Genomic DNA, 24524 nt, shown 5'->3' with positions numbered 1-24524 from the left:
AGAAAATCAATGAATTATAGATGATCCAAATTTTAGCAAATCAATAAATCCCAAGGAGCAGTCATTTTGATAAAATTAAATGGCAAGATTAAAAATCATTTATCTTTGCCCGCAAGACGAAAAACGGCTGAACAGCCGCAGAATACTTAAAAAACTTACACTCCTGCTTGCTATGACAACAGCAAATTCAGGCACCGGCGGTATACGTAACGGTGTGATGCTCAATGCTTACCCAAACAGTATTGGCCAAAAACTCAGCGACCTTGTAGCTATATTGCAAAAACCTGAGTTTAAGGACACCTTTTCTCTTTTTTACGTTCTGCCCACTTTTTTTAATAGTGATCTTGATCGAGGCTTCTCCATCATTGACTATAACCATAATGAGGAACTTGTCTCAGAGAAGGATATTGAGGCACTGAAAAACCTGAATATTGAACTCAAATTTGATATTGTACTGAACCACCTTTCTGTGGCTTCTCCTCAATTCAAAGATTTGCTGGCAAAGGGCGAAAAATCGGCTTATAAAGACTTTTTTATCAACTGGAATGAATTCTGGAAAGGCGAAGGCGAGCCCGATGAAAACGGTTTGATGATCCCGAAAAAAGAGCATCTCGATAAGCTCTTCATGCGAAAATCAGGTCTGCCCATTCTCAATGTTCCTTTCCCGGATGGAAGTGAACAACCTTATTGGAACACGTTTTATCAAAAGGTGACCCTCGAAGAAATTGAAGAAAAAGACCTCGATAATCTTCAACTTGTCAAGAAAGCTGAAGTATGCTCACAGGTGAATGTGGCCATCCATAATTCCGAGGATTTGAGTCAAGTCAATTTCGGAGCTGATCAGGACAAAAAGGAAGCAATTCTGCAGGTAGTCAATCGAAAAAAGAGTTTCTTGGGTCAGATGGATGTCAACGGAAAATCACCACTGGTTTGGGATTTTTACGAGGAAGTACTCTCAAAAGTTGGCAGCTACGGCTGTAAAATTTTGAGGCTGGACGCCTTCGCTTACCTGCACAAAGAAGTAGGTCAATCTAACTTTTTCAATAAACCCGGCACTTGGGATTATCTGGAGCGAATCAATGGAATCGCTCAGAAAAATAATCTTCAGCTGCTACCTGAAATTCATGCCGAATATGGCGTGCACCTACATGATGAAGTAGCCGCTGAAGGCTATATGATTTACGACTTCTTCTTGCCGGGCTTGCTGATTCACACATTGGAAAAAGGCTCTAACAAAGCCCTTTTAGGCTGGGCCAAAGAGATTATTGAGAGAGGCTTCAAAACCGTAAACATGCTGGGCTGCCATGATGGTATTCCGGTGCTTGATCTCAAAGGCAAAGAGGTGAACGGGGTTTATCAAAGAGGACTGTTGAGTGATGAAGAAATAGACGACATCATGGAAATTGTGATGCAGCGGGGCGGGCGAGTTAAAAACCTTTACGGAGCAGATGGTAAAAAGTTATCTTACTATCAGGTAAATGCTACGTATTTCAGTGCTTTGGGTGAAAACGATCAGAAAATGCTGTTGGCCAGAGCTATTCAACTCTTTATGCCCGGTATTCCTCAAATCTGGTATCTGGATGTTTTCGCCGGAGCCAATGACTACGAAGCTGCTGACAAGGCCGGTGAAGGAGGTCATAAAGAAATCAACCGAACCAACCTGAGTCTCGAAGAAATTGAGCAGAGACTATCTCAAAAGGTGGTTTCAGCCCAGCTGGAGCTCATCCGTCTAAGAAATACACATCAAGCTTTTGCTGGAACGGTCTCCTTCCCTGAAACGAGTGAAAACCAGTTAAAAATCTCGTGGACAAATGGGGATGACTACGCTCACCTTTCCGCTGATTTGAAAAGTCTGAGTTTTGAGATTCGGTATTCTGAAGGAAGTACCGAATGTTTTTGGAGCTAGTCCTTCCCAAAATTACCGATCACTGAAAAACGAACTGTAAACCTCAAATTATAAAATAAGTCAGAGACCGATATTCTCACCTTCAAAGTCAAAGACTTTGAAAAACTCAAGCGAATACTTTTGAATACTCCTCATCATCAAAACCCATCACCACTACTTTGCCATCCTTTTCAATGATCGGGCGTTTGATTACTGATTGATTTTCCAGCATCATCTCTTTGGCCACGGCTGCATCTTTGAAATTGGCTTTCATTTCATCTGAGAACTTTCTAAAAGTGGTTCCACGGTTATTGATCAGCTTAGCTGGTTCTACCTGCTCCATCCATTCGGCAATTTTTTCATCGGAGATTCCTGCTTTTTTGTAGTCATGAAAATCGTAGCTCAGCCCTTTGGCTGCCAGCCAGTCAAAGGCCTTTTTCATGGTATTGCAGTTTTTGATTCCGTATACAGAGATTGACATGGTTTTGGTTTACTTTTTGTTTAACAAGGATTTAACAGGTACAACAAGCCCTCAGAACTTGTCGTTTCCTTTTATGTCATTAATTTCGCCAGCATAACAAGCAATTCAAATGAAGCATTTTACAAAAACTATTTCTTTACTCGTGGTTCTTCTGGCCTTTGGGTGCAAATCTAACTCACAGCAGGCCGAAAAAGCTCAGGCTCCCATAAATACTTCTGAAATCACATGGCAGCCGGATATCACTCAGGCTCTGGCTGATGCCAAGGCTCAGGGTAAACTCCTTTTTGTAGAATGCTACTCTCCTACTTGTCCTTACTGCCAGGCGTTGGAACCGTTCTTTAAAAACACTGAAGTAGCCACTAAATACAATACCAATTTTATCAATTATAAACTTGATGTGGGAGAGGCCGAACAGGTAAAATTCCTCAATGCCCGAAATATCTGGTTACCAAGCTTCCCAATGTTTCTGTATTTTGACGGCGATGGCAATTTGGTTCACCAATCTGGTGCTGACCCCAATGTGGAATCAATCAACGGAAATGCTGACGATGCTTTGGATGAAGATACCAGGGCAGATAGTTACCCAAAAAGGTTTGCAGCGGGAGAGCGTTCAATTGAGTTTCTGACTGATTATGCTAACTACGCTAAGGTTATTAAAGACACTGCTGCCACCACAACTGCTGCTGAAGAGCTTTTCAAAATCTATCCAAAAGATAAATTAGGAACCAAAGAAAGCTGGGAGTTGACAAAGAAAGCTGTAAATGACGTTGACAACGGATTTGCAGAATATTGGTTAAAAAATGTCTCAAAAGCAGCAGCTATTGAAGCCGAAAACGGGCACCCGGGTACCGAACAAAATACTTTACAGGGTATTATTCAAAACTCATTATATAGTTCAAAAGCAAAAGACTACAGCATTGAAAAGATCAATCGTATCAAACAATACATGACCAGTACCGGAGCCGGACAATATGTTGACGGAGCCACCTGGGAATTGGAATCCAAAGCTCTGATCAGAGACGGCAAAGGTGCACAGGCTTTAAGTGTAGGTCAAAAAATGGTTGATAAGCTAAAAACCAACGGCTCTGCATTGGTTTATATAACCCGTGTATTCGTTGATAACTTTAAGGATAACTCGTTTATCCCAACAGCTAAAAAATGGATGGCCACTGCATTGCCGACTATCAATCAGGATAACGTGAAAGCCGAGTATCATTATGAAATGGCCCGTATTCATCAGAAAGCCGGAGATCTTACTGCCGCAAAAGCAGATGCTGCTACAGCCATGGAGTTAACTAGGAAAATAGGCGGAAAGCCGGAGAAATTCCAGGAGCTGATTGACAGCTTGAATTAAGAAATTTCGATAAAGAAATAGATCAGACAGCTCGCCGAAAGGCGGGCTTTTTTATTTTTCAGCCGTATTGTCTACAACTTCAAAACCGACCGACATGATACCCAAAAGTGGGTCAGGTCGCATGTTTTGCTGAAGCTCAAAAGTATAGGTTCCATTATAAGGAAACTTGATGTCGCGATACTGAGCAGCACCAATTTTATGATCAAAAAGATCACCGAGTCCGTCGCCCAAAGGTTTACCACTTTTCTCATCAAAAAGCATCAACTCTTCCATACCTGACTCCAGGCTGGCACCGGTGCTGTCTTTCAGCCAGCTTTTGAGATAAATATTATAAAAAGGGTATTGAGCCGCATTTCTCAGCATATAATTGATACTGTATGACTTAGTATTATCTTTTACTTCAAAAGTAAATTTTTGGATATCATCCACAGCCCATTCCGCATCTTTAAAATCGACTATTTCTTTATGAATAGCCGCGTCATTACAGGCCCACAAAGCACTGGCCGCAAACAGCAAAATGATAATCTTATTCACCTTTGTTTTCACTCTTATTCGGTCTGTTTCTGTTATTTCTACGCTTGTTCCTGTTTCGGTTATTTGGCTTTTTCTTACCCTCGGCAGTTGGTGTTGCCTGCTCTCCCGTGTTATTCTGAGCTTGAGGATTTGGCTTTCTTCTATTCTGTTTGCGTGGGTTTTGGTTTTCCTGATTGTTATTGGTTGCCTTATTTTCAGGCTGACCTTGTCCTGAATCACCCCTCGGCTTACGATTAGGCCTTTTCTTCTTCTTTGAAGAACTTTTGCCTTTAGAAAGCTTCTTGTCTAATCGCTCCAGCTCATTATTGATTGATGCTGGTTTTTGCTTCTCAAAATCTTCGATTAAACTCAGATTTTCAAGTGTCATTGGTTTCTTGCCAGCCTTATTCAACTCCAGAATCTCAGTTACCTGAGAACAAGGAATAGAGTACCAGTTAGAATCATTTTTAAAACTAAACCACATTAACCTCCTGAAGATATCAGTCTTCTGAAGGTATGCTTCTCCTTTCTCAGTAAACAGTGGCTTCGAGACTTTAGGTATGCCTTGTAAAGCATCTACGTAAGTTTCAAGCTCATAATTCAGGCAACATTTCAATCGTCCGCACTGACCCGATAATTTCGCCGGATTGAGTGAAAGATTCTGATATCTTGCGGCAGCCGTCGGTATTGATTTGAAGCTTGTCAGCCAGGTAGAGCAGCAGAGTTCGCGACCACAAGAGCCTATTCCACCAAGACGCGACGCCTCCTGTCTTAGGCTAATCTGACGCATCTCTACTCTTATTCTGAATTCACCTGCCAAGGCCTTAATCAGCTCTCTGAAATCTACCCGATCATCGGCCGAATAATAGAAAGTAGCCTTACTGTTGTCTGACTGAAACTCCACATCAGAAAGCTTCATTTTAAGACCATATTCATGAATGAGTTCCCGGGTTCGGTACATGGTGCTGAGGTCACGATTAATGGCCTGCTCATGTTTCTCCATGTCTTTCTCCGTTGCCACCCGAAGTATCTGCTGAATTTCGTCATTATCCGAAATTCCTTTTTTGATCAACTGAAGCCTGACCAGCTCACCCTGTAAAGACACCGAACCGATGTGATAGCCAGTGGGCATATCACAAACCACAAAATCACCGGTGTGTAAATTGAGTTTTTTTGTATTTCTGAAGTACTCTTTTCGGCCACCTTTGAATTTGACCTCCACCACGTTATATCGCATGGCAGCAGGCAATTCCATGTCAGAAAGCCAGTCAAAAGAGTTTAATTTCGTGCATCCGGTACTACAGCCTCCGCTGCTACCACAGCCTTTGGCTGTTATATGATTTGTCTTACCCTCTTCGGCTACCGGCCTAATACTACCGCATCCGCCAGAGGAGCATTGTCCACATCCCATAAATATATATTCATCACCTCCACTTCGGGGAGGATCGTTAAAGCAGCACCTTTTTTCAACACTGCCATCCTTCACTTCAAGGTGCCTGGCATTTCAATTGAGCCTCTAAAGGCTCAAATCAAAATTAACTTATTTTTGGATTAAAGCCAGTAAATCCTGGCCGATATCCTTTCTGTAATACTTCCCTTTGTATTTCACTTTCCGTGCCATACTCTGAGATTTTTTCACGGCGGCATTCAGTGTCTTTGCCATGCCTGTAAGGGCCATAACTCTACCACCATTTGTCACAACTTTGCCATCCTGCAGTGCCGTACCTGCATGGAAAATCAATTTATCCTTATCGCCTTCAGGCAAATCCATTTTATCGCCTTTCTTGTAAGTTTCCGGATATCCACCGGCTACCACCACCGAAGTTACCGCTGTTTTCGGCGTTACTTTCAATTTGATTTTATTCAGAGTTCCCTCTGCTGCAGCTTTGAAAAGTTTAGCTACATCAGTTTGAATCCTCGGGAAAACCACCTGAGTTTCCGGGTCACCCATTCTTACGTTGTACTCAATCACCTGTGGCTCACCACCTTGATTCATAAGGCCGATAAAAATGAATCCAACGTAATGAATTCCCTCTTTTTGAAGGCCTTCGAGAGTGGGCTTCACCACCTTTTCTTCTACTTTTGAAAGAAAATCTTCAGTAGCAAATGGAACAGGAGAAACAGCACCCATACCACCGGTATTAAGCCCGGTATCTCCTTCACCAATTCTTTTATAATCTTTGGCCTCTGGCAAAATCACATAATTTTTTCCATCGGTCAATACGAAAACGGAAAGCTCAATTCCAGTCAAAAACTGCTCGATCAATACTTTTGAGCTGGCATCACCAAACTTAGCCTCAGCCAGCATTTCGTGCAAAGACTGCTTTGCTTCATCAGCATTTTCGGTGATGATTACACCTTTTCCAGCAGCAAGACCGTCAGCTTTGAGAACATACGGACCTTCGTTGGCATCTATGTAAGCCTTACCTTCTTCCAGCGAATCTTTGTTAAACGTTTTTGAAAAAGCCGTAGGCACTCCGTATTTCACCATGAAATCTTTAGAGAAGTCTTTGCTGCCTTCCAGCTGAGCCCCGGCCGCATCAGGACCAACGATATTTATATTTTTCAGATCTGCATCTGCCTTAAAGAAATCAACAATACCCGCGACCAAAGGAGCTTCAGGACCAACAACAACGAGATCAATTTTTTCATCAAGAACGAGTTTTTTTATCGCTTCAAAATCGGTAACAGAAATATCTACATTAAGTGCTATCTCGTCAGTTCCGGCATTTCCGGGAGCCACAAAAAGCTTACTACATTGTTTTGATTGTGCCAGTTTCCAGGTCAGGGTATGTTCTCTCCCACCGGAGCCTATTACCAGAATATTCATTAATTCAGATTTCAGTTCAAAAGAAAGGGGGCAAAGATCGTTAACATTGTACTTTATAAGAAGTTTAAAGGAGAATTTCTATTTCTCCTTCTCAAATACTCTGGAAAACAGGATTTGCTTTTGATTTTGTTTGATACAATCAGCGAAGGGTGTTATTTTGAAGAAGAAATTCAAACGCTCCGAACTGATGAAAGAAGCCTGTCTGGTTTTTGATGTACTGCACCACCTCAAATTCGTGACGGTCTTCGACCAGAGCTATCAGGTCCTTTATAAAAAAGTAGAACCAAAAACTTACAGCTTTGATGAAGATGGTATTGAATGCGAAGACCTTCCTGGATTGGTCGCGTGGATCATTGCTGAAATAGAATCACTAAAGTCTTCTAAAGACTTTAAAATAACAGCTATCAATTTCACCTCTTACATCGGAGCTCTCGTTCACCTCGACTCCAATCATCAGCCGGTGATGCCTGTTTATGATATCCGCCGAAACCTTGGGTATAAAATCAATAAAAGTATTGATCAGGCCTTGGAGAATTATCCCGGATGGCGAACCGACCTGCAGGTTGCCGAGAACAGTTTCCAGACTGTTGGTTTTCAGTTGTTGTGGTTGAAAATAACTAAGCCAGACTTGTTTGTTCGGGTTAAGAAAAGTCTGTCTATTGCCCAGTATTTGCAAAGTATATTCTCCAAACAATATTTCCATGACTTCAGTACCATCGGCTGTCATTCTGCTTGCTGGAGTTTTGAGAAACAGGAGTATCATCCGTGGCTGAAAGAGCAAGGACTGAACTCCATTTTGCTCCCTCTTAAAAACTCAAATGAGACTGTTTTAGCGGATGGAATATATATCGGAGCTGGCATGTACTCTAAAATTGCCGAGCTGCAGACTTTCATGGCCATAGAGAAAGACCAGTTTATCTTGTTGAGTACTGGAGCTTGGACAGCCTGCCTCAACCCTTTCAATTCGGATCTTGTCCGAGAGAGTGATCTAACCAATAATTGTTTCAGTTTGCTGAATAGCGATGGCAGAATAGTGAGAATGGCCCGCCTTTTTAGTGGAAATGAGCACTCCAGACAAATACAGCATCTGGCCAGGCATTTCGGGCATGATGAAAGTCATTGCCTTAACATCAAATTTGATTATCGGATTGTTAAAAAACTTCGGCAGACCGTAGACCAGGTAAGACCTCAGGGAACAGAATTAGGCTCAATGCTCGACAGCCCCTTTATGGAACGAAACCTCAATTCTTTCGGCTGTATTGAAGATGCCTATCACCAGTTTGTCATGGATTTAGTGGCACAGCAAATTGCCTCTATAAGACTAACCATTGACCATCAGATCAATCGTAAAATTTATGTTGAAGGTGGCCTGGCGAAAAATCAGGTCTTCATGAGTTTATTGTCAGAGGCTTTCTTTGATCGCATTATTTATAAGGTCAATTTCCGGAACACAGCATCAATTGGAGCAGCCATCAGCATTGCCAACTCTTGGAACCCTACGCCGATCTCGGCCGAAACATTAGAGGTGGAAGCCCTGTAAAACAGGCCTCTCATCTACTCCTGATAGGATTTTGCCATCTAAATCATTAGCTTAGTGTCACGACTTCTGATCTTGACAAACTAACCTATGATTACACGGAAACTACTGATGGCTTTATCGGCCAGCTTACTGGCAGTCGTCGTTTCTTTAAATAGTTGTAATACAACAACCGACACCAAGGACAGTGACCTCGTCGATTATAATTTTCAAATCAGGCCTATACTTTCTGACCGTTGTTTTAAATGCCATGGACCTGATGCCAATAAAAGAGAGGCTGATCTTCGTCTCGATACTCCTGAAGGAGCTTACGCAGCTTTAAAAGAAAACCCGGAAGCTCATGCTCTGGTTAAAGGCAAACCTATGCTTTCTGAAGTTTTCTTAAGAATAACTTCCGAAGACAGCACTCTCCGAATGCCTCCACCGGAGTCTAACCTAAGTCTTAATGAGCAAGAAATCAGTCTCATCAAAAAGTGGATAGAGCAAGGTGCAGAGTACAAGCCTCACTGGGCTTTTATAAAACCGGAGAAAACAGAATTACCGAAGGCTGATGAAGATTGGGTCAAAAATGAAATTGACTATTTTGTTTATTCTAAAGCCAGAAAAAAAGGTTTAAAGCCGAATGAAGAAGCCTCAAAAGAAGCCCTTCTCAAGAGAGTTACTCTTGACCTCACCGGACTTTTACCGACCCTTGAAGAACAGGAGAGTTTCCTTAACGATAATTCAGAAAATGCATACGAAAAGGTAGTTGATCGCCTACTGGAAAGTCCGCACTATGGAGAAAAAATGGCTTTGCCCTGGCTTGACCTTGCCCGCTATGCCGATTCACACGGTTATCAGGACGACGGGCTCCGAACCATGTGGCCATGGCGTGACTGGGTTATTCATGCCTTCAACGAAAATTACTCTTATGAGAAATTTGTGACTTGGCAGCTGGCCGGTGATTTGATTGCAAAACCAAATAAAGAAAGTCTTTTGGCCACGGGTTTTAATCGAAATCATAAGATAACGCAAGAAGGTGGGGTTATCGATGAAGAATATCGAATTGAGTATGTTACTGACCGAACGAACACTTTCGGGAAAGGCCTTCTGGCTCTGACTTTTGAGTGTGCTCATTGTCATGATCATAAGTATGACCCTATTTCTCAGAAAGACTATTACAGCACTTTTGCTTTCTTTAATCAGGTGCCGGAAAAAGGGATTTTTGGAACCATTGATGCCTCTTTTGCTGACCCGCCAAACATGAAAATCAGTAGCGAGGATGTGAAGTCTATTTTGAAGTTCATCAATAAGAAAGATACTTCGGATGTCTCTGTGATGGTCATGAAAGACTCCTCAAAAGTACGCCCAACCTACCTTCTGGAGCGTGGCAATTACGACGCTCAAGGCGAAATTGTCGGTTTTGCATTGCCCGAAAGCATTCTGGCTTTTGACAGTTCAAAATTTGAGAAAAACCGCCTGGGTCTTAGTCAATGGCTTTTTGACAAAGAAAACCCTTTGACTTCAAGAGTTTATGTCAACCGCCTGTGGGAGCAGTTTTTCGGTCAAGGGATTGTAAAAACCACTGGTGATTTCGGGATGCAGGGCGATTTACCCACTCATCCTGAATTACTCGACTGGCTGGCTGTTGATTTTCAGGAGAATGATTGGGATATCAAATACTTGATCAAAAAAATGGTGATGTCTGCCACTTATCGCCAGGCCTCCGACTTAAACAAAGACCATTTGAAAACAGATCCCGAAAACCTTTGGCTCGCCAGGGGCAGCCGAATCAGAGTTGCCGCTGAGCATGTCCGCGATTTGGTTTTGCAAAGCAGCGGATTATTAAACACGGAAATTGGCGGCCCAAGTATCAAACCTTATCAACCGGAGGGATTGTGGGAAGTTGCCACCTCCGGACGTGGTCTATTGGCTAAGTACAAACAAGATCATGAGGCAGATTTATACCGAAGAGGAATGTACGTGTTTATCAAGCGTACTGTGCCGCCGCCATCAATGCTCATTTTTGATGCAAGTAACAGAGACCAATGCGAGGTAAGGAGGCTAAGAACGAATACACCTCTCCAGGCTCTTAGTATGCTAAACGACCCCACTGTGCAAGAGGCTGCAAGGGTTATAGCCGAGGAATTGACCCTTGAAAAACAGGATATTGAAAGTAAACTGGAAAAAGCTTTCAGAACAATCATTTGCCGTAGGCCGGAAGCCAAAGAACTGAAGGTGCTGAACACCTATTTTGAGGAAGAACTGACCTATTTTAATGAACATAAAGACAAAGCGGAGGAATTGTTAAATGTAGGAGAATACCCTTCAAAAACGGCGAAGTCGATTAGTGAAACAGCCGCAATGATGCACTGCGTGCAATTGATTTATAATTTAGAGGAAGCACTAATGAGAGTATAGTCATGAGTAAGGAATATTTAGAACATCGTTTTAATATAAACCGCCGGCATTTTTTGGCAAAAACGGCTGTCGGTCTTGGCGGAGCAGCTTTGGGGTCATTGCTGATACCTGATCTTTTCAAAGGCCAGGCTGACAACTCAGAAGCCTTGCCCACAAGAATCACTCATTTTGCTCCGAAAGCTAAACGAATCATTTACCTTTTTCAAAACGGGGCTCCCAGTCAATTGGAGTCTTTTGATTACAAGCCGCTTTTGAGTAAAATGCATGGCAAAGATCTGCCGGAGTCTATCCGTCAAGGGCAGCGTTTAACAGGCATGACCAGCGGACAGGATCGCTTCCCGCTGGTAGGATCTGCGTTTGATTTCAAACAATACGGCAGTAACGGTACCTGGGTGAGTGAGCTTTTCCCACATACCGCGAAAATTGTGGACGACCTCTGTATCATTAAATCAATGCACACCGAGGCCATCAATCATGACCCCGCTCTTACCTTTATGCAAACCGGAGCTCAAGTAGGAAATCGCCCCAGCATGGGTGCCTGGTTAAGTTATGGTCTGGGAAGTGAAAATGAAAATCTGCCTGCCTTTTGTGTTTTGCTCTCGCGGGGACGAGGAAACGGTCAGGGTGTTTACTCAAAATTATGGACCAATGGATTTCTGGACTCAACGCATCAGGGTGTAACCTTTAGTAGTGGGGAAGATCCAATTTTATATCTCAATGACCCTGACGCACTTGAAAGAACAGAACGCCGACGAATGCTGGATAAAATGGCTGAGCTGAACCAGCTCGGATTCGATGGTAATCAGGACCCTGAGGTTCTGGCTAAAATTCAACAGTATGAAATGGCGTACCGAATGCAAACGGCCGTTCCTGAACTTACTGACCTTTCCAAAGAACCGGATTCAATCATTAAAATGTATGGCCCTGAATGTCTTGTACCAGGTAGCTACGCAGCCAATGTACTTCTGGCCAGAAAGCTTTCTGAATCAGGAGTTCGGTTCGTACAGCTTTATCATCAAGGATGGGATCAGCATGATAATCTTCCGGGCCAAATGCCGCTGCAGGCTGAAGAAACTGATCGGGCATCTGCCGCCTTGATAACGGACCTTAAACAGCGAGGATTATTGGATGAGACATTGGTCATCTGGGGAGGCGAGTTTGGACGCACTAATTATTGTCAGGGAAATTTAACAGCCGATAATTACGGTAGAGATCACCACCCAAGAGCATACAGTATCTGGATGGCAGGCGGAGGGGTAAAGCCCGGAATCGTCTACGGTGAGACCGATGAGTTTGGCTATAATATTACCCGGGATCCCGTGCATGTCAATGATTTCCATGCCAGCATTCTCCACCTGATGGGGCTTGATCATGAAAAACTAACCTATAAACATTTAGGCCGAAGATACCGACTCACCGATGTAGCCGGGAAGGTTATCCCTGGTATAATGGCCTAAATCACCTACGTTCAAGCGATTTTGAATTCCATGAAAAAATGGCAAAGTATTTTTGAGTACCTACTTTTGGGCACATTGGGCCTGCTGGTCATATTTCTTATTTTTTCTGATTCTATTGTAGTGCCAGACCTCCTCAAGCCCCTTGGCAGAATGCATCCTCTTTTGCTTCATTTGCCCATTGGTTTTTTCCTGGTTCTTCTTTTACTCCTTGTTTTTAAAAAGGAGTTTCCTGAGGATACTTTTCAAAAGAGTTTTGGATTCTTGAGTCTTCTCAATGCTCTTCTAGCCGTTTTTACAGCACTTTTTGGCATACTTCTGAGCAATGAATCCGGTTACGAACCTGACACTCTCAATTGGCATAAGTGGACAGGGGCAATTTTTGCTTTATCAGCTGTGATTTTGTATTTCTTCTACTCCAGTTTTTCTCACAGGCTTTATCAATTGGGATTGAGCTTTACGGCTCTGATATTGATTATTGCCGGCCACCTGGGAGCAGAGATTACCCATGGCGAAAACTACCTTTTGGAAGCATGGAGTTCAAAAGAAACCAAGCCTTTTGATCCGGAGCAGCCGGTTTATACTCAAGCCATCTTTCCAATTTTGGAAAAGAAATGCATTTCCTGCCATAATGATCAGAAAATGAAAGGCCAGCTAAATATGGCCAGTATTGATCAGCTTTTAAAAGGAGGAAAAAACGGTCCTCTTTGGTTAGCAGGAGATGCTTTGAACAGTCATTTGACTGAAAGGATAAATCTACCTCTGGAAGAGAAAGAACATATGCCACCCAAAGGCAAACCTCAGTTAACTACTCAGGAAATTGCCCTGATAACGCAGTGGATTCATAGCGGAGCTAACCTGGAAATAAGTACGGCAGGGCTACCTGAAAATGATACTTTACGACAGATGATCACTGGCTTGTATCAAAATACCGATGAAAAAAAATATGCTTTTGAAGCTGCTTCTACCGACCTTATCGAGGAATTAAATACTCCATTTTGTAAATTAGAACCGCTTTCTTTAAACTCACCTGCTTTGGAGGCCTCCTTTTTTGTTAGTCAAAGATTTGACCGAAAAAGCCTTCAAAACTTAGAGAAAGTTGCACCGCAGCTAGTCAGCCTAAAACTCAATAAGATGCCGGTGAAGGATGAAGATTTGCAGCTTTTGAGTTCTTTTGAAAATCTTGAAGAACTTTACCTCAATCAAACTGAAATAAAGGGAGCAGGTTTAAGTCACCTGATAGATTTAACAAAACTTGAAAAACTTAGCCTTTCCGGTTGCGATTTGGAACCTATTGCTCTGGAACAAATCAAAAAGCTAACTCAATTAAAAGAAGTATACCTCTGGGATACCGGAGTAGATACTCAAAAATGGCAATCTGAACTGGCTGGCTTGAAATTAATTGAAGGCTATCAACCCGACCCTGAAGAGAAAATAAAGTTGAATCCGCCTACTGTGGTAAATAAAAACAGGGTGCTGAAAAGAGGCGAAAAAATAGAACTAAAACACACCCTCCCAGGAGTGAAAATTGTATACACAACAGACCTGAACGAACCCGACACCCTAAAGGGTGACGTTTACCAAAGTCCTTTAACCTTCAAAGGATTCGGAGCAATTAAAGCCAAGGCTGTAAAAGAAGGCTGGCTTGCCAGTGAAACCGTTTCCTTTCCTTTCTTTTTCTCCGAAATAAAGGCAGATACGGCCGTTTTAATCACAAAAAAAAATGCCCAATACCCGGGAAACGGAGCTAAGACAGTGATTGACCTTGCCGCAGGTGATATTGACAATTTCAAAGACCGCAGCTGGTTAGGTTACAAGGATACCCACGCTGAAATACTTATAGAATCGCAAAAAGAGCCTAATGGACTTACGGTTTCTTTTCTTGTCGATGCCGGTAGTTATATTATGCCTCCCGTCTCTGTTGAACTTTGGGCTGGTCCAAGTCCCAATTCGATGAAATTATTGGGTAAAAAGAGCCCGGATCAACTCAAAGGCTATGTACAAAAACGTGTTGATGGCCTTAGTTTCGAATTGACCGAAAAAAATAAATATATAAAACTAATTGCCCGCCCTATAGCCAAACTGCCCTCATGGCATGCTGGCAGTGGCCAGAAAGGCTGGGTCTTCATTGATGAAATCTATCTTTGGTAACATGAACAAACTCTATTTTCTTTTTCTATTTTTTGCCTTTTCCTGCACCTCTGAAAACAAACAGGCAGAACTGGAGCCTTACGGGGCGGTACCTTCTGAACGCCAGCTCAACTGGCACGATATCGAGATTTACGGACTCATTCACTTTACCCCAACAACTTTTGAGAATAAAGAGTGGGGCTTTGGTGATGCTGACCCCTCCATCTTTAATCCAACAGACTTTGATGCGGATCAGATCGTGGAAGCTGCCAAAGCAGGAGGGCTGAAGGCCCTGATTCTGGTGGCCAAACATCATGATGGCTTTTGCCTTTGGCCTACCAAAACCACTGAATACAATATCACAAAAAGCCCCTGGCGAGATGGAAACGGTGATTTAGTGAAAGAAATGGAGCAGGCCTGCCGGAAAGCTGGTTTACAATTTGGCGTTTATTGCAGCCCATGGGACCGTAACAGTGAGTATTATGGTACTGACAAGTATCTGGAGATTTACCGGGAGCAACTTCGGGAACTTTACACCAATTACGGCGACCTCTTCATTAGCTGGCACGATGGAGCAAATGGCGGGGATGGTTACTATGGAGGAGCAAACGAAATGCGTAAAATTGACAACACCACCTATTATCACTGGGACGAAACCTGGAACAATATTACCCGAGAATTGCAGCCCGGAGCCAATATTTTCTCAGATATCGGTTTAGATGTTCGCTGGGTTGGTGGCGAGCACGGCTATGCGGCAGAAACCCACTGGGCTACCTTTACCCCGGAGCCAAATACGGGCGATAAACCTGTACCGGGCAATGTAAACACGATGGTTAGTAGCACCGGAACACGTGGAGGTAAATACTGGATGCCGGCTGAATGCGATGTACCACTTAGACCAGGTTGGTTTTATCACCCTGAAGAAGATGGCAAAGAAAAATCAGCAGAAGATGTTTTTGAACTTTATCTCAAAAGTGTAGGTAGAGGTGCTGGCCTTGACCTCGGCCTGGCTCCCACTACGGAAGGTAAACTACATGAAAACGATGTAGCTATCCTGAAGAAATTTGGAGAAATGGTGAAAGAAACTTTTGCTGATAATCTGGCCGACGACGCTCAAATCGGGAATGAAAATGCTGGCTCTCTTTTAACAGACAATGATAAAACCACGTACTGGACTCCCGGTGAAAACGAAGCTGTAATTGATATTGAGCTCAATGAAGAGAAGAACATAAAATATGTTCAGCTGAGGGAGTATATCCCTTTAGGCCAGCGAATAACAAACTGCAAAGTTGAAGCTCTGATAAACGGTGAATGGTCCGTAATAAATGAAGTAAAAAGCATTGGTGCCAACAGAATCATGTCGATTAATGAAACTGTCAGCACCAAAAATGTACGAATAAGCCTAATTGCCGACGCACCAATAGTACTCAGCGAGATAGGTTTATTTTAAGAATTTGCAGTCATCTCGGCAATCGGAATACGGTCAGCATAATTCCAAAAGGCTGAGACATTGACAATTTTCCATTGGCCGTCCACCTTTTCCATCAGTCGTACCTCTTTGGAGTGAAGAAAATACTCCTGATTGCGGTCGCTGTTATACTGATCCCAGGTAAGGTGGGCGGCTTCTTTTCCATAGAATTTCACCCTGAGGTTTTTACGCAGAACTACCGGGTGACTAGAGCCGGCCTCCTCAGGTTCAGAGGGATTTTCTTTGATATACTTACCCAGATTCTTCTCAATGTTTTCCCAACCCACCGAGGCATCAAAAGTACCATCAGCATTACTCCAGGCCTGATATGAGTACTCGGTATGCGTAAATTTATCGGCCCAGCAATCGTAATCCCGCAGGAAAAAACATTCGGTCTCTCCTTCAATTACATCCATAATGGCGGTGGTTTCATCTTCTTCATTGAAGGGTGTGCCACAGGAAAGGCACAAGAATAGGCTGCCGGCTAAATAAGTCAGATGTTTGATATGTGTTCTCATAATTGAAATGTTATTTATGGTGAAAAGTTTGAAATAAAGTGCCGGAGCCATGCGGAGGCGTTTCTTTTCAACACATATCAGTCTTATATTACGAAAAATATTTGATCTTCCAATTACCTGAGTACAATTTTTTCTTCTAATAACCCTATAAAATGAAGGCTGGAATTCTTGACAACTGGATTGATGTTTCCGAAGAAATTGAGCTAAAACGCTTTGGATCAGGCCATATTCATCAAACATTTCTGGTCAAAATAAGAAATAAGCCTTCTTATATTCTTCAAAAACTGAATACCAGCATTTTCGGGCTTCCTGAAGTTATTTCAAAAAACATTGAGTTAGCCTCTGATTTTCTGTCAAAAAAAGACCCGGATTACCGCTTTCCCGGGGCTGAACTTACTCGAAGTGGGGAGCCTTTGTTAATAGAAAATGGAGAGCACTGGCGACTTAGTCGTTTCATTGAAAATTCTTATAGCCCGGATGTGCTTGAGAGTCCTCAACAGGCTTTTGAGGCAGCGAAAGCTTTTGGAAAACTCAGCCGCCTACTTCACGGGATACCGATGGATGGATTCCAAGAAACTATACCTGATTTTCATAACCTGCATTTTCGGTATTTTCAATTTGAGCAGGCTATAGTAAATACTTCTTCTCAAAGACTGAAAAAGGCCGAAGAACTGGTTGAATTTTACAAGGACCAGAAAACACTGGTAGATGTTTTTGATAAAATCAACTCTGACAATCTCTTACCCCCGCGGATTCAACATCATGATACCAAGATCAATAATGTTCTCTTTGACAACAAAACCCATAAAGCTCTGGCTGTTTGTGATTTAGACACCCTGATGCCCGGTTATTTCATTTCTGATTTAGGCGACATGATCAGAACCTACACTTCTGCCGAAAATGAGGACAGTACTCGCTGGAATGAGGTCAAAATACGAACACCCTTTTTGGAGGCTCTATTACAAGGGTATTTGAGTGAAATGGAGAATGTACTTACCACCGATGAAAGATACTATCTCTCTTACGCCGGAGAATTTATGATATATATGCAGGGTCTGCGTTTTTTATCCGACTATCTCAATGGCGATATTTACTACCCTGTTAAATATGAACAGCATAATTATGACAGGGCCAAAAATCAGATGATTTTACTTCAGAATTATCAGGAAGGATATTCCAGAAACTTTTTTGAGGAAATTCTACAAAAGAAAGACTGATTTGGTATCCGGTAGTTTTACTAAATTTAATATCGCAAACCTTATTGATATGAAACTTCTCGCCAGTCTTTCACTCGTACTTATTTCATTTTTCAGCAATGCTCAATCTCTCGACGGCTCATGGAGAGTTACTGAGATCAATGGTCAAGCCCAAAACAATGAAGAAACCGTGATGATTTATCAGGAAGGCTATTTTGTTTTTGCCAGTAAGGATACCGGCTCAAACCACTTTCTGGGAACGGGAGGGGGTATTTACACAATGGACAACGGAGTTTATGAAGAGACCTTTGACTTCAATACTTACAACAGCGAGAAAGTAGGGACAACCGTTAAATGTGACATCGATTTCAAAAATAACAATGAACTTACCTTTTCTTACTCCACTCCAGATGGTTTGAGAAAAGAAACCTGGCAAAGAATAAGCGACGAAGAAAATGACCTTAATGGTACTTGGGTGATCACAGGCAGAAAAAGAGATGGCAACTTAAGTCAGATGACCCCGGGAGCCCGAAGAACGGTCAAAATATTGGGTGGTGGCCGTTTTCAGTGGATTGCTTTTAATAGCGAGACCAAAGAGTTAAGTGGAACCGGCGGCGGTACGTACACTGCCAAAGATGGCAAATACATTGAAACTATTGACTTCTTTAGCAGAGATGATGGCCGGGTTGGAGCCGAATTGTCTTTCGATTTTGAAGTGATTGATGACGAATGGCATCACAGCGGACTTAGCTCTCGCGGAGCTCCTATTTATGAAATCTGGTCAGATTATAGAGAAGCCTACCTAAAAAAGAAAGAATAACGTTTTTATGCTTCCTATGATTCTTTGCGGTTTTCTTTCACCACATAGGCTCATGAGGTTACATAGTTCTTACAAAGCAGCTGAAAGCCGGAAACAGAAGTCAGAAAGCTTTACAATAGCTCTTCAACTCTTTTGGCCAATAATTCCGCAGCATTCTCAATGGCCTCCTCTACTGAAGTTTCGGCATTGACCAACGAAACCGCTTTATGAATACCCAAATCTTTTAATTGCTCAGTCGTCAATTCATTTTTACCGCATACCGCACTGACGGGAATTTCATGTTTTTTACCCAAGTCAGCAATTCCCGCAATCAGCTTACCTGATAAGGTTTGCGTATCCAATTTTCCTTCTCCAGTAATAATGAGATCAACATCTTTTAGCTGTTTTTCTAATTCCAGAATTTGCATGATGGTCTGAACGCCGGGTAGAATTTCAGCATTGAAAAAAGCGATCATGCCAGCGGGCACACCTCCGGCAGCTCCGGCTCCGGGAATATGAGCAACAACTTTATTCAGGTCTTTCTTAACAACCTCCGCAAAGTTTCTCAATCCCTCATCCAGTCGTTTGACCATCGCTTCGTCTGCACCTTTTTGAGGAGCATACACATAAGCTGCTCCATTTTCACCATAAAGCGGGTTTTGAACATCACAGACAACTTTGAGTTCAAAATCAGGTAATTCCGCAGGCTTTGTGACAGACTTCATCTGACTTAAAGCCTCTCCACTAGGCAGTAATTCTTCTCCACTTTCATCTAAAAACCGATATCCCAAAGCATAAGCAATTCCCAAACCGGCATCATTCGTAGCAGAGCCGCCGACAAAAAGGTAAACCTTGGTGCAGCCGTTTTTCATTGCATGTTTTAACTGTTGCCCTGTACCGTAGGTAGTTGCCAGCTCAGGATCTCTCTGATTCTTTTTGATCAGGTTCAAACCACTGGCTACAGCCATTTCAATAAACGCCGTACCTTCTTTCTTAAGGTAAAACCCATCAGTAGGCCGCCAGAACGGATCTTTCAAAAACTGTTTGACCTCCTCGGCCTCTAAACTTTGCTGAATTGCTTCCAGCGAGCCCTCACCTCCATCTGCCAGGGGCACTTTTATAATTTCAATACCTTCAGGAATTCCTTTTTCTAAAGCATCACAAACCTGTATGGCAGAAAGGGAACCTTTAAAAGAATCAGGGGCAAGTAAAATCTTCTTCATACCGCGAAATAAAACCTTTTTTAATCAACATCCTCTTGATGTAACTTTAATAGAACAAACCCCATCGGCCATGAATTCATTTGACACCAAAGAGCACCGCGAAGGGCAGGAACAGCTGATCTCTTTTAAAGTTTTAAGGCAGGCTATCGGCTTTCTAGGTTTATTTTTTCCGTTTATTTTGATTGTGGGAGGAAACTGGATTCATGATTGCCCAATGATTTTACAATCAGTCAGTGGTTATTATCATACCGATATGCGGCAGGTTTTTGTGGCTGTGATGGTAACCATCTCCATTTTTCTTTTTGTGTATGACGGTTACGACTTCACGGATTTCGTTTTAGCCAAACTTGCCACTCTGTTCGCTTTGGGCGTTGCCTTCTTTCCTACCGAAATTGAGAGTTTTGACCCCACTTGTCTGGTATACGAAGTTCCCGTCCGTCATGAATTGCATATGATTTCCGCAGTCTCCTTCTTTCTGATACTTACCTATTTTGCCCTTGTGCAGTTTCGCAAATCTGACAAGAAATTACTCGGAGAACAGAAGAGCTACCGAAACACCGTGTATCTCGTCTGCGGAATTGTGATGTTAGCGAGCATTGTTCTAATCGGTCTTTACCTCCTCTTTGAACAATATTTCCCGGTCTTTCCCTGGGTTTTTGTCTTGGAATGGATTGCTTTGGCCGCCTTCGGCATCAGTTGGATTGTAAAAGGTGAGTTTATTCTTGCCGATCAGCCGTGACTCTCTTTTCAATGTAAACTTAATCCTATTTGATCTTCATAAAACCTCTAAATTGCGTCAGATTAGGGTTTTGAAAAGCCCACACATATATGATTGAACGAAAACAGGTTGAAGAATTTCTGAAAGACGTGCCCAATGCTTTGGTACTTGATGTCCGAAGCCCTTCAGAATATAACCATGCCCATATCCCGGGAGCCATTACTTTCCCTCTTTTTTCTGACGAAGAACGCAAAGTTGTAGGTACCGCCTACAAACAGCAAAGTCGCGAAACCGCCATTAAAATTGGTCTTGATTATTTCGGTCCTAAAATGAGAAAGATGGTAGAAGAAGTGGAAAAATTACTGGAAGGCCAACCCAAAAAAGTGCTGGTACATTGCTGGCGAGGTGGAATGCGAAGTGGAGGAGTTGCCTGGCTTCTTGATCTGTATGGCTTTGAGGTAGTTACTCTTGATGGAGGTTATAAAGCCTTCCGAAATTGGGTTTTGAAACAATTCACTCAAGATTATCCGCTAAAAATGGTCGGTGGTTATACAGGGAGCGGTAAAACAGAAATCCTGAAAATGCTACAATCAAGAGCTGAGCAAATGATTGATATTGAAGGTCTGGCCAATCACAAAGGTTCAGCACTTGGAGGTATCAATATGCCGCCGCAGCCATCCCAGGAAATGTTTGAAAACCTCCTGGCCTTTGAACTATCAAAGCTGGATAAAACCAAACCTATCTGGATTGAAGACGAGAGTCAACGTATTGGCAACCGCAATATTCCGAATGACTTCATAGAAAAAATGAGGCAAGCCAAGCTGTATTTTCTGGATGTTCCTTTTCAGAAAAGGTTAACTTATTTGGTCGATAATTATGGAAAACTACCTGCCGAAAAGATTGTCAACGCTATTTTGAGAATCAAAAAAAGACTTGGTGGCCTTAATACCAAAAATGCCATCAATTATCTGGTAGAGGGAGAAATCGATAAGAGCTTCGCCATTCTTCTCAGCTATTATGACAAAGCCTATGATAAGGCACTTGACAAACATGAAGGCCAGGTGGTAAAAATTGTGGCAGAAGAGCTGGATATGCAAAAAAACACCAACCTTCTTTTAAAATGACAAACCAAAAAATGGAAGAAATTAAACTCACTCAATATTCACATGGGGCAGGATGTGGCTGCAAAATTTCACCAAAAGTGCTCGATGTTATTTTACAGGGCAATATAGCCCTGCCAAATAATGAAAACCTGATAGTAGGAAACCACTCCCGGGATGATGCCGCCGTTTTAGACCTTGGCAATGGAACTGCTCTCATCTCAACCACCGATTTCTTTATGCCTATTGTGGATGACCCTTTCAATTTTGGAAGAATTGCTTCCTGCAATGCTATAAGCGATGTTTATGCCATGGGTGGAAAGCCTGTGCTGGCCATCGCAATATTGGGTTGGCCCATTGATAAGCTGGCTCCTGAAGTAGCTCAAAAAGTAATTGACGGTAGCAGAAGCATTTGTCTTGAAGCAGGTATTTCATTGGCGGGAGGGCATAGTATTGACTCACCCGAACCCATTTTTGGGTTAGCCGTTAACGGCATTGTACCGATTGAAAATGTCAAACAAAACAATAATGCAAAGGCCGGGGACTTCCTTTTTCTGACAAAACCCCTGGGAGTTGGCATTCTAACCACAGCAGAGAAAAAAGGCCTTCTTAAACATGAACATAAAAACCTGGCTGCCAACCAAATGATGGTTCTCAATAAAGTTGGAGAGGAACTGGGTAAAATGGACGCCGTACACGCCATGACTGATGTCACTGGTTTTGGTCTTTTAGGCCATCTCACTGAAATGGCCGAAGGATCTGGTCTCTCAGCTGAAATTCATTTTAACAAAGTGCCTTTAATCTCACCCGACATTCACGACTACATTGCACAAAAATCTGTGCCCGGCGGTACCCACAGAAACAGGGCCAGCTATGGTCATAAAATAGCCGACATTTCAGATGAGAAATGGGCCGTTCTCGCCGATCCGCAAACCAGTGGCGGGTTATTAATTTCTGTAAATCCTGAAAAAGTGGAAGAGGTTATCAATGTTCTCAAAGCTGCCGGTTTAGAGGAGTCTATTGAGCCCATAGGTGTTTTGAAAAGTCAGGGAGATAAAATAGTAGAGGTGGTTGCCTAGTTACATCCACCTATTTCTGCCTGAAATACTGTGCCCGAATCAGCTTTAAAACCGGGGTTCAGCTGCACCGAAAGACCAGAGTTATAGGTTACTTTTGTTCCACTACCGCTGATAATATTCGTTGCCGTAATCTTTTGATCAGAACCGTTTGACACGATTCCAGAATTTATCGGAGCCGTTATTGGGTCAAAGACACCTCCACAAATAATCACTTTGACAGATTCAATCACCTCACAACCCGCTGAACTAGTCGCTTTGATATAATAAGTCCCGCTCTCCAAAATACTGGTAGGATTTGAAACCGGTATAGTTGCCGACGAATCTGAAAAATAACTAAAAGTGGTTCCGCTTGGCAATGAGCTCCCGACCGTTACTGCAGAGGCGGTAAGGTCAACAGAAGATCCGGATGGAGCTTGCTGATCGCTCAAGACCAAAATCGCACCGACTTGAAATGTTGAAGTCACGGTATCCCGTAATAAAGGAAAAGTTGATTCAACTATAACCTGATATCCCGTACCGGTAGAAGTACCACCCGGAATGGTCACTATTAAAGTATCTCCGGTATTGTTCATCTGAGATAAAATCTCAGTAAACCCTGATCCGCTCGCATCTTTGAGTTTGACCAAAAAATGCGTGGCAATGCCATATTCTGAACTATCCGGCCAGTTACCCGTTGTGTCGACAGGTATTTTGATGAGTTCTCCTGGGCAAAAGATATTTGAAAGGTCTCCTGCTATATTTCTCGGCTCGCCGGTTTCCAATTTTATCGTACTATCCACCTTTATAATTGCCTGATAATAGGCAGAATTTCGAGAATCAGAAATTGAAGAAACTACGGGCTGTTTGGTGTTGACTTGAAGTGTAAATACATTAAAGCCATGAGAGAGGCTGTCCGTTCCAATTTCGTTTTCCGCTTGTATATGAGTTGAATCTGTAATCAACTCAAACTCTATCGGACTATTAGTTGTAAAATCAACACTAAGGAGGTTCTCTGGTGTGACATAGCCATATTGAGTGGGCTTAAGAGCATATTTTACACTATCAATTTGGGGCACGGCACCTATCACTAAAATAGATTGAGAACTCCAGGAAGAATACATCCCCCGTTTGTCAGAAACACGATAATGCCATTGGTTATATCCCTCTGCAGCCAGGTTTAGAGCTAACTGATAGGTAAACCGAAAGCCTGAATCCGAAGAGGGTAATGCTACAGTTTGTACGTTGAGACTGTCCTGATTCCAGAAGTACTGTAGCTGGCGAACTTCCATAGAGTCTTTTTGAGAGCTTACACCTGCAAGGTGATTTTCAGGCGAAACAAAAATCAGGAATTGTTCAAAAGAAGAATACAGACCATATTTATCCTTCACGGCCAAATTAAGTGTATGCAAACCACCGGACTGTGGGCCTAATGACAATGCCATTTGACTCTCAAAACTGGCGGAAGGGCTGTTTATATCAATGGTAAATAATGAGGTACGAAGAGTATCCCAATAATAAACCAATTGCCTCACCTGAGCCGAATCAATACCGGAACCCGATGTGGCCAAATGATTCTCAGGCCCTATCAAAATCTCATGACTTTCAACAGGAGACCATGAAGAATCAGATTCCATAAAGCGGACATATACCCGATGTAGCCCGGGACTCAGCGGTACATCTACTTCGATATCATAACTTTCATCAGCTTGTCCGGTAAGTAGATCAGAACCAGACAAGGCTGTTCCCTGCCCCACTCCGGGATCAGTATCCCAAAAGTATTCTCCAGCCGTTATTTGTCCCTTTGCAGATTGGGCAAAGACCATCCATAAAACCAATAGTACTAGTCCCTTTTTCATAAGT

At 42.6% G+C, this 24524-nt stretch carries 19 protein-coding genes; 12 read left to right on the top strand and 7 right to left on the bottom strand.

The genetic code is table 11. The features are described from left to right. Positions 1 to 79 precede the first annotated feature (79 nt). Positions 80 to 1906 carry an alpha-amylase family protein gene (locus tag AFM12_RS11205; RefSeq protein WP_216598509.1) on the top strand — a complete coding sequence of 609 codons (1827 nt, stop codon included), beginning with the start codon at positions 80 to 82 and terminating at the stop codon, positions 1904 to 1906. 106 nt (positions 1907 to 2012) lie between these two features. Here AFM12_RS11205 and AFM12_RS11200 read toward each other — a convergent pair whose 3' ends face one another. Then, entirely contained in the window at positions 2013 to 2366 is a 354-nt protein-coding gene (locus AFM12_RS11200; RefSeq protein ID WP_055148207.1) for a Spx/MgsR family RNA polymerase-binding regulatory protein, read from the bottom strand. Between the two features lie 109 nt (positions 2367 to 2475). Here AFM12_RS11200 and AFM12_RS11195 point away from each other — a divergent pair, with 109 nt between their 5' ends. Beyond that, positions 2476 to 3720 carry a thioredoxin family protein gene (locus tag AFM12_RS11195; RefSeq protein ID WP_055148205.1) on the top strand — a complete coding sequence of 415 codons (1245 nt, stop codon included), beginning with the start codon at positions 2476 to 2478 and terminating at the stop codon, positions 3718 to 3720. 51 nt (positions 3721 to 3771) lie between these two features. Here AFM12_RS11195 and AFM12_RS11190 read toward each other — a convergent pair whose 3' ends face one another. From AFM12_RS11190 to purD, 3 genes are all read right to left on the bottom strand, one after another. After that, the gene (locus AFM12_RS11190; RefSeq protein WP_055148897.1) at positions 3772 to 4254 is read right to left on the bottom strand and encodes a gliding motility lipoprotein GldH; all 483 of its coding nucleotides are present in this window, start codon (positions 4252 to 4254) and stop codon (positions 3772 to 3774) included. Further along, on the bottom strand, positions 4247 to 5644 hold the full coding sequence (locus AFM12_RS11185; RefSeq protein WP_082391331.1) for a PSP1 domain-containing protein: 1398 nt from the start codon (positions 5642 to 5644) through the stop codon (positions 4247 to 4249). Before AFM12_RS11185 ends, AFM12_RS11190 begins: the two co-directional genes overlap by 8 nt. Before the next feature lie 129 nt (positions 5645 to 5773). Further along, the gene (purD, locus tag AFM12_RS11180) at positions 5774 to 7063 is read right to left on the bottom strand and encodes a phosphoribosylamine--glycine ligase (protein ID WP_055148201.1); all 1290 of its coding nucleotides are present in this window, start codon (positions 7061 to 7063) and stop codon (positions 5774 to 5776) included. A 187-nt stretch (positions 7064 to 7250) separates the two neighbouring features. Between purD and AFM12_RS11175 the strand changes: the two genes are divergently transcribed. The 5 genes from AFM12_RS11175 (at position 7251) to AFM12_RS11155 (ending at position 16034) form a co-directional block, all read left to right on the top strand. After that, complete coding sequence (locus AFM12_RS11175) at positions 7251 to 8603, top strand: FGGY-family carbohydrate kinase (RefSeq protein ID WP_055148199.1); 1353 nt, start codon at positions 7251 to 7253, stop codon at positions 8601 to 8603. A gap of 87 nt (positions 8604 to 8690) precedes the next feature. Next, complete coding sequence (locus AFM12_RS11170) at positions 8691 to 11000, top strand: PSD1 and planctomycete cytochrome C domain-containing protein (RefSeq protein WP_055148197.1); 2310 nt, start codon at positions 8691 to 8693, stop codon at positions 10998 to 11000. A gap of 2 nt (positions 11001 to 11002) precedes the next feature. After that, a complete protein-coding gene (locus tag AFM12_RS11165; protein ID WP_055148195.1) occupies positions 11003 to 12457 on the top strand; it encodes a DUF1501 domain-containing protein in 1455 nt (484 codons plus the stop codon). Positions 12458 to 12487: 30 nt separating this feature from the next. Continuing rightward, positions 12488 to 14605 (top strand): c-type cytochrome domain-containing protein, encoded by a 2118-nt coding sequence (locus AFM12_RS11160; RefSeq protein ID WP_055148193.1) that lies wholly within the window; start codon positions 12488 to 12490, stop codon positions 14603 to 14605. A 1-nt stretch (position 14606) separates the two neighbouring features. After that, positions 14607 to 16034 (top strand): alpha-L-fucosidase, encoded by a 1428-nt coding sequence (locus AFM12_RS11155; RefSeq protein WP_055148896.1) that lies wholly within the window; start codon positions 14607 to 14609, stop codon positions 16032 to 16034. Here AFM12_RS11155 and AFM12_RS11150 read toward each other — a convergent pair. Then, a complete protein-coding gene (locus AFM12_RS11150) occupies positions 16031 to 16570 on the bottom strand; it encodes a hypothetical protein (RefSeq protein ID WP_131458322.1) in 540 nt (179 codons plus the stop codon). The two genes, AFM12_RS11155 and AFM12_RS11150, sit on opposite strands and share 4 nt — an antisense overlap. Before the next feature lie 152 nt (positions 16571 to 16722). Here AFM12_RS11150 and AFM12_RS11145 point away from each other — a divergent pair, with 152 nt between their 5' ends. Then, positions 16723 to 17787 carry a phosphotransferase enzyme family protein gene (locus tag AFM12_RS11145; RefSeq protein ID WP_055148188.1) on the top strand — a complete coding sequence of 355 codons (1065 nt, stop codon included), beginning with the start codon at positions 16723 to 16725 and terminating at the stop codon, positions 17785 to 17787. Between the two features lie 49 nt (positions 17788 to 17836). Further along, positions 17837 to 18586 carry a DUF4488 domain-containing protein gene (locus tag AFM12_RS11140; protein WP_055148895.1) on the top strand — a complete coding sequence of 250 codons (750 nt, stop codon included), beginning with the start codon at positions 17837 to 17839 and terminating at the stop codon, positions 18584 to 18586. A gap of 110 nt (positions 18587 to 18696) precedes the next feature. Here the strand turns inward: AFM12_RS11140 and AFM12_RS11135 are convergent, their stop codons facing one another. After that, a complete protein-coding gene (locus AFM12_RS11135; protein WP_055148186.1) occupies positions 18697 to 19788 on the bottom strand; it encodes a glycerate kinase in 1092 nt (363 codons plus the stop codon). Between the two features lie 70 nt (positions 19789 to 19858). Between AFM12_RS11135 and AFM12_RS11130 the strand changes: the two genes are divergently transcribed. The 3 genes from AFM12_RS11130 to selD all read left to right on the top strand — a co-directional run bounded on the left by AFM12_RS11130 (position 19859) and on the right by selD (position 22685). Then, positions 19859 to 20527, top strand: coding sequence for a DUF998 domain-containing protein (locus tag AFM12_RS11130; protein WP_131458320.1), 669 nt, complete (start codon positions 19859 to 19861; stop codon positions 20525 to 20527). 89 nt (positions 20528 to 20616) lie between these two features. Further along, positions 20617 to 21630 carry a tRNA 2-selenouridine(34) synthase MnmH gene (gene mnmH, locus AFM12_RS11125; RefSeq protein WP_055148182.1) on the top strand — a complete coding sequence of 338 codons (1014 nt, stop codon included), beginning with the start codon at positions 20617 to 20619 and terminating at the stop codon, positions 21628 to 21630. 11 nt (positions 21631 to 21641) lie between these two features. Then, complete coding sequence (gene selD / locus AFM12_RS11120; protein WP_055148894.1) at positions 21642 to 22685, top strand: selenide, water dikinase SelD; 1044 nt, start codon at positions 21642 to 21644, stop codon at positions 22683 to 22685. Here the strand turns inward: selD and AFM12_RS11115 are convergent. Then, positions 22682 to 24520: a 3-coathanger stack domain-containing protein gene (locus tag AFM12_RS11115; RefSeq protein WP_055148179.1), complete on the bottom strand. Its 1839-nt coding sequence runs from the start codon at positions 24518 to 24520 to the stop codon at positions 22682 to 22684. The two genes, selD and AFM12_RS11115, sit on opposite strands and share 4 nt — an antisense overlap. Positions 24521 to 24524 lie beyond the last annotated feature (4 nt).

Origin of the sequence: Jiulongibacter sediminis (assembly GCF_001306455.1) — a bacterium.
GTDB lineage: Bacteria > Bacteroidota > Bacteroidia > Cytophagales > Spirosomataceae > Jiulongibacter > Jiulongibacter sediminis.
This window is presented reverse-complemented; position numbering and strand designations above follow the sequence as displayed.

What these genes read in the sequence shown, in the direction of transcription:
- AFM12_RS11205 (WP_216598509.1), top strand. Translation starts at nt 80, where the DNA reads ATGGCAAGATTAAAAATCATTTATCTTTGCCCGCAAGACGAAAAACGG.
- AFM12_RS11200 (WP_055148207.1), bottom strand. Translation starts at nt 2,366, where the DNA reads ATGTCAATCTCTGTATACGGAATCAAAAACTGCAATACCATGAAAAAG.
- AFM12_RS11195 (WP_055148205.1), top strand. Translation starts at nt 2,476, where the DNA reads ATGAAGCATTTTACAAAAACTATTTCTTTACTCGTGGTTCTTCTGGCC.
- AFM12_RS11185 (WP_082391331.1), bottom strand. Translation starts at nt 5,644, where the DNA reads ATGGGATGTGGACAATGCTCCTCTGGCGGATGCGGTAGTATTAGGCCG.
- purD (WP_055148201.1), bottom strand. Translation starts at nt 7,063, where the DNA reads ATGAATATTCTGGTAATAGGCTCCGGTGGGAGAGAACATACCCTGACC.
- AFM12_RS11175 (WP_055148199.1), top strand. Translation starts at nt 7,251, where the DNA reads ATGAAAGAAGCCTGTCTGGTTTTTGATGTACTGCACCACCTCAAATTC.
- AFM12_RS11170 (WP_055148197.1), top strand. Translation starts at nt 8,691, where the DNA reads ATGATTACACGGAAACTACTGATGGCTTTATCGGCCAGCTTACTGGCA.
- AFM12_RS11165 (WP_055148195.1), top strand. Translation starts at nt 11,003, where the DNA reads ATGAGTAAGGAATATTTAGAACATCGTTTTAATATAAACCGCCGGCAT.
- AFM12_RS11160 (WP_055148193.1), top strand. Translation starts at nt 12,488, where the DNA reads ATGAAAAAATGGCAAAGTATTTTTGAGTACCTACTTTTGGGCACATTG.
- AFM12_RS11155 (WP_055148896.1), top strand. Translation starts at nt 14,607, where the DNA reads ATGAACAAACTCTATTTTCTTTTTCTATTTTTTGCCTTTTCCTGCACC.
- AFM12_RS11150 (WP_131458322.1), bottom strand. Translation starts at nt 16,570, where the DNA reads ATGAGAACACATATCAAACATCTGACTTATTTAGCCGGCAGCCTATTC.
- AFM12_RS11145 (WP_055148188.1), top strand. Translation starts at nt 16,723, where the DNA reads ATGAAGGCTGGAATTCTTGACAACTGGATTGATGTTTCCGAAGAAATT.
- AFM12_RS11140 (WP_055148895.1), top strand. Translation starts at nt 17,837, where the DNA reads ATGAAACTTCTCGCCAGTCTTTCACTCGTACTTATTTCATTTTTCAGC.
- AFM12_RS11135 (WP_055148186.1), bottom strand. Translation starts at nt 19,788, where the DNA reads ATGAAGAAGATTTTACTTGCCCCTGATTCTTTTAAAGGTTCCCTTTCT.
- AFM12_RS11130 (WP_131458320.1), top strand. Translation starts at nt 19,859, where the DNA reads ATGAATTCATTTGACACCAAAGAGCACCGCGAAGGGCAGGAACAGCTG.
- mnmH (WP_055148182.1), top strand. Translation starts at nt 20,617, where the DNA reads ATGATTGAACGAAAACAGGTTGAAGAATTTCTGAAAGACGTGCCCAAT.
- selD (WP_055148894.1), top strand. Translation starts at nt 21,642, where the DNA reads ATGGAAGAAATTAAACTCACTCAATATTCACATGGGGCAGGATGTGGC.
- AFM12_RS11115 (WP_055148179.1), bottom strand. Translation starts at nt 24,520, where the DNA reads ATGAAAAAGGGACTAGTACTATTGGTTTTATGGATGGTCTTTGCCCAA.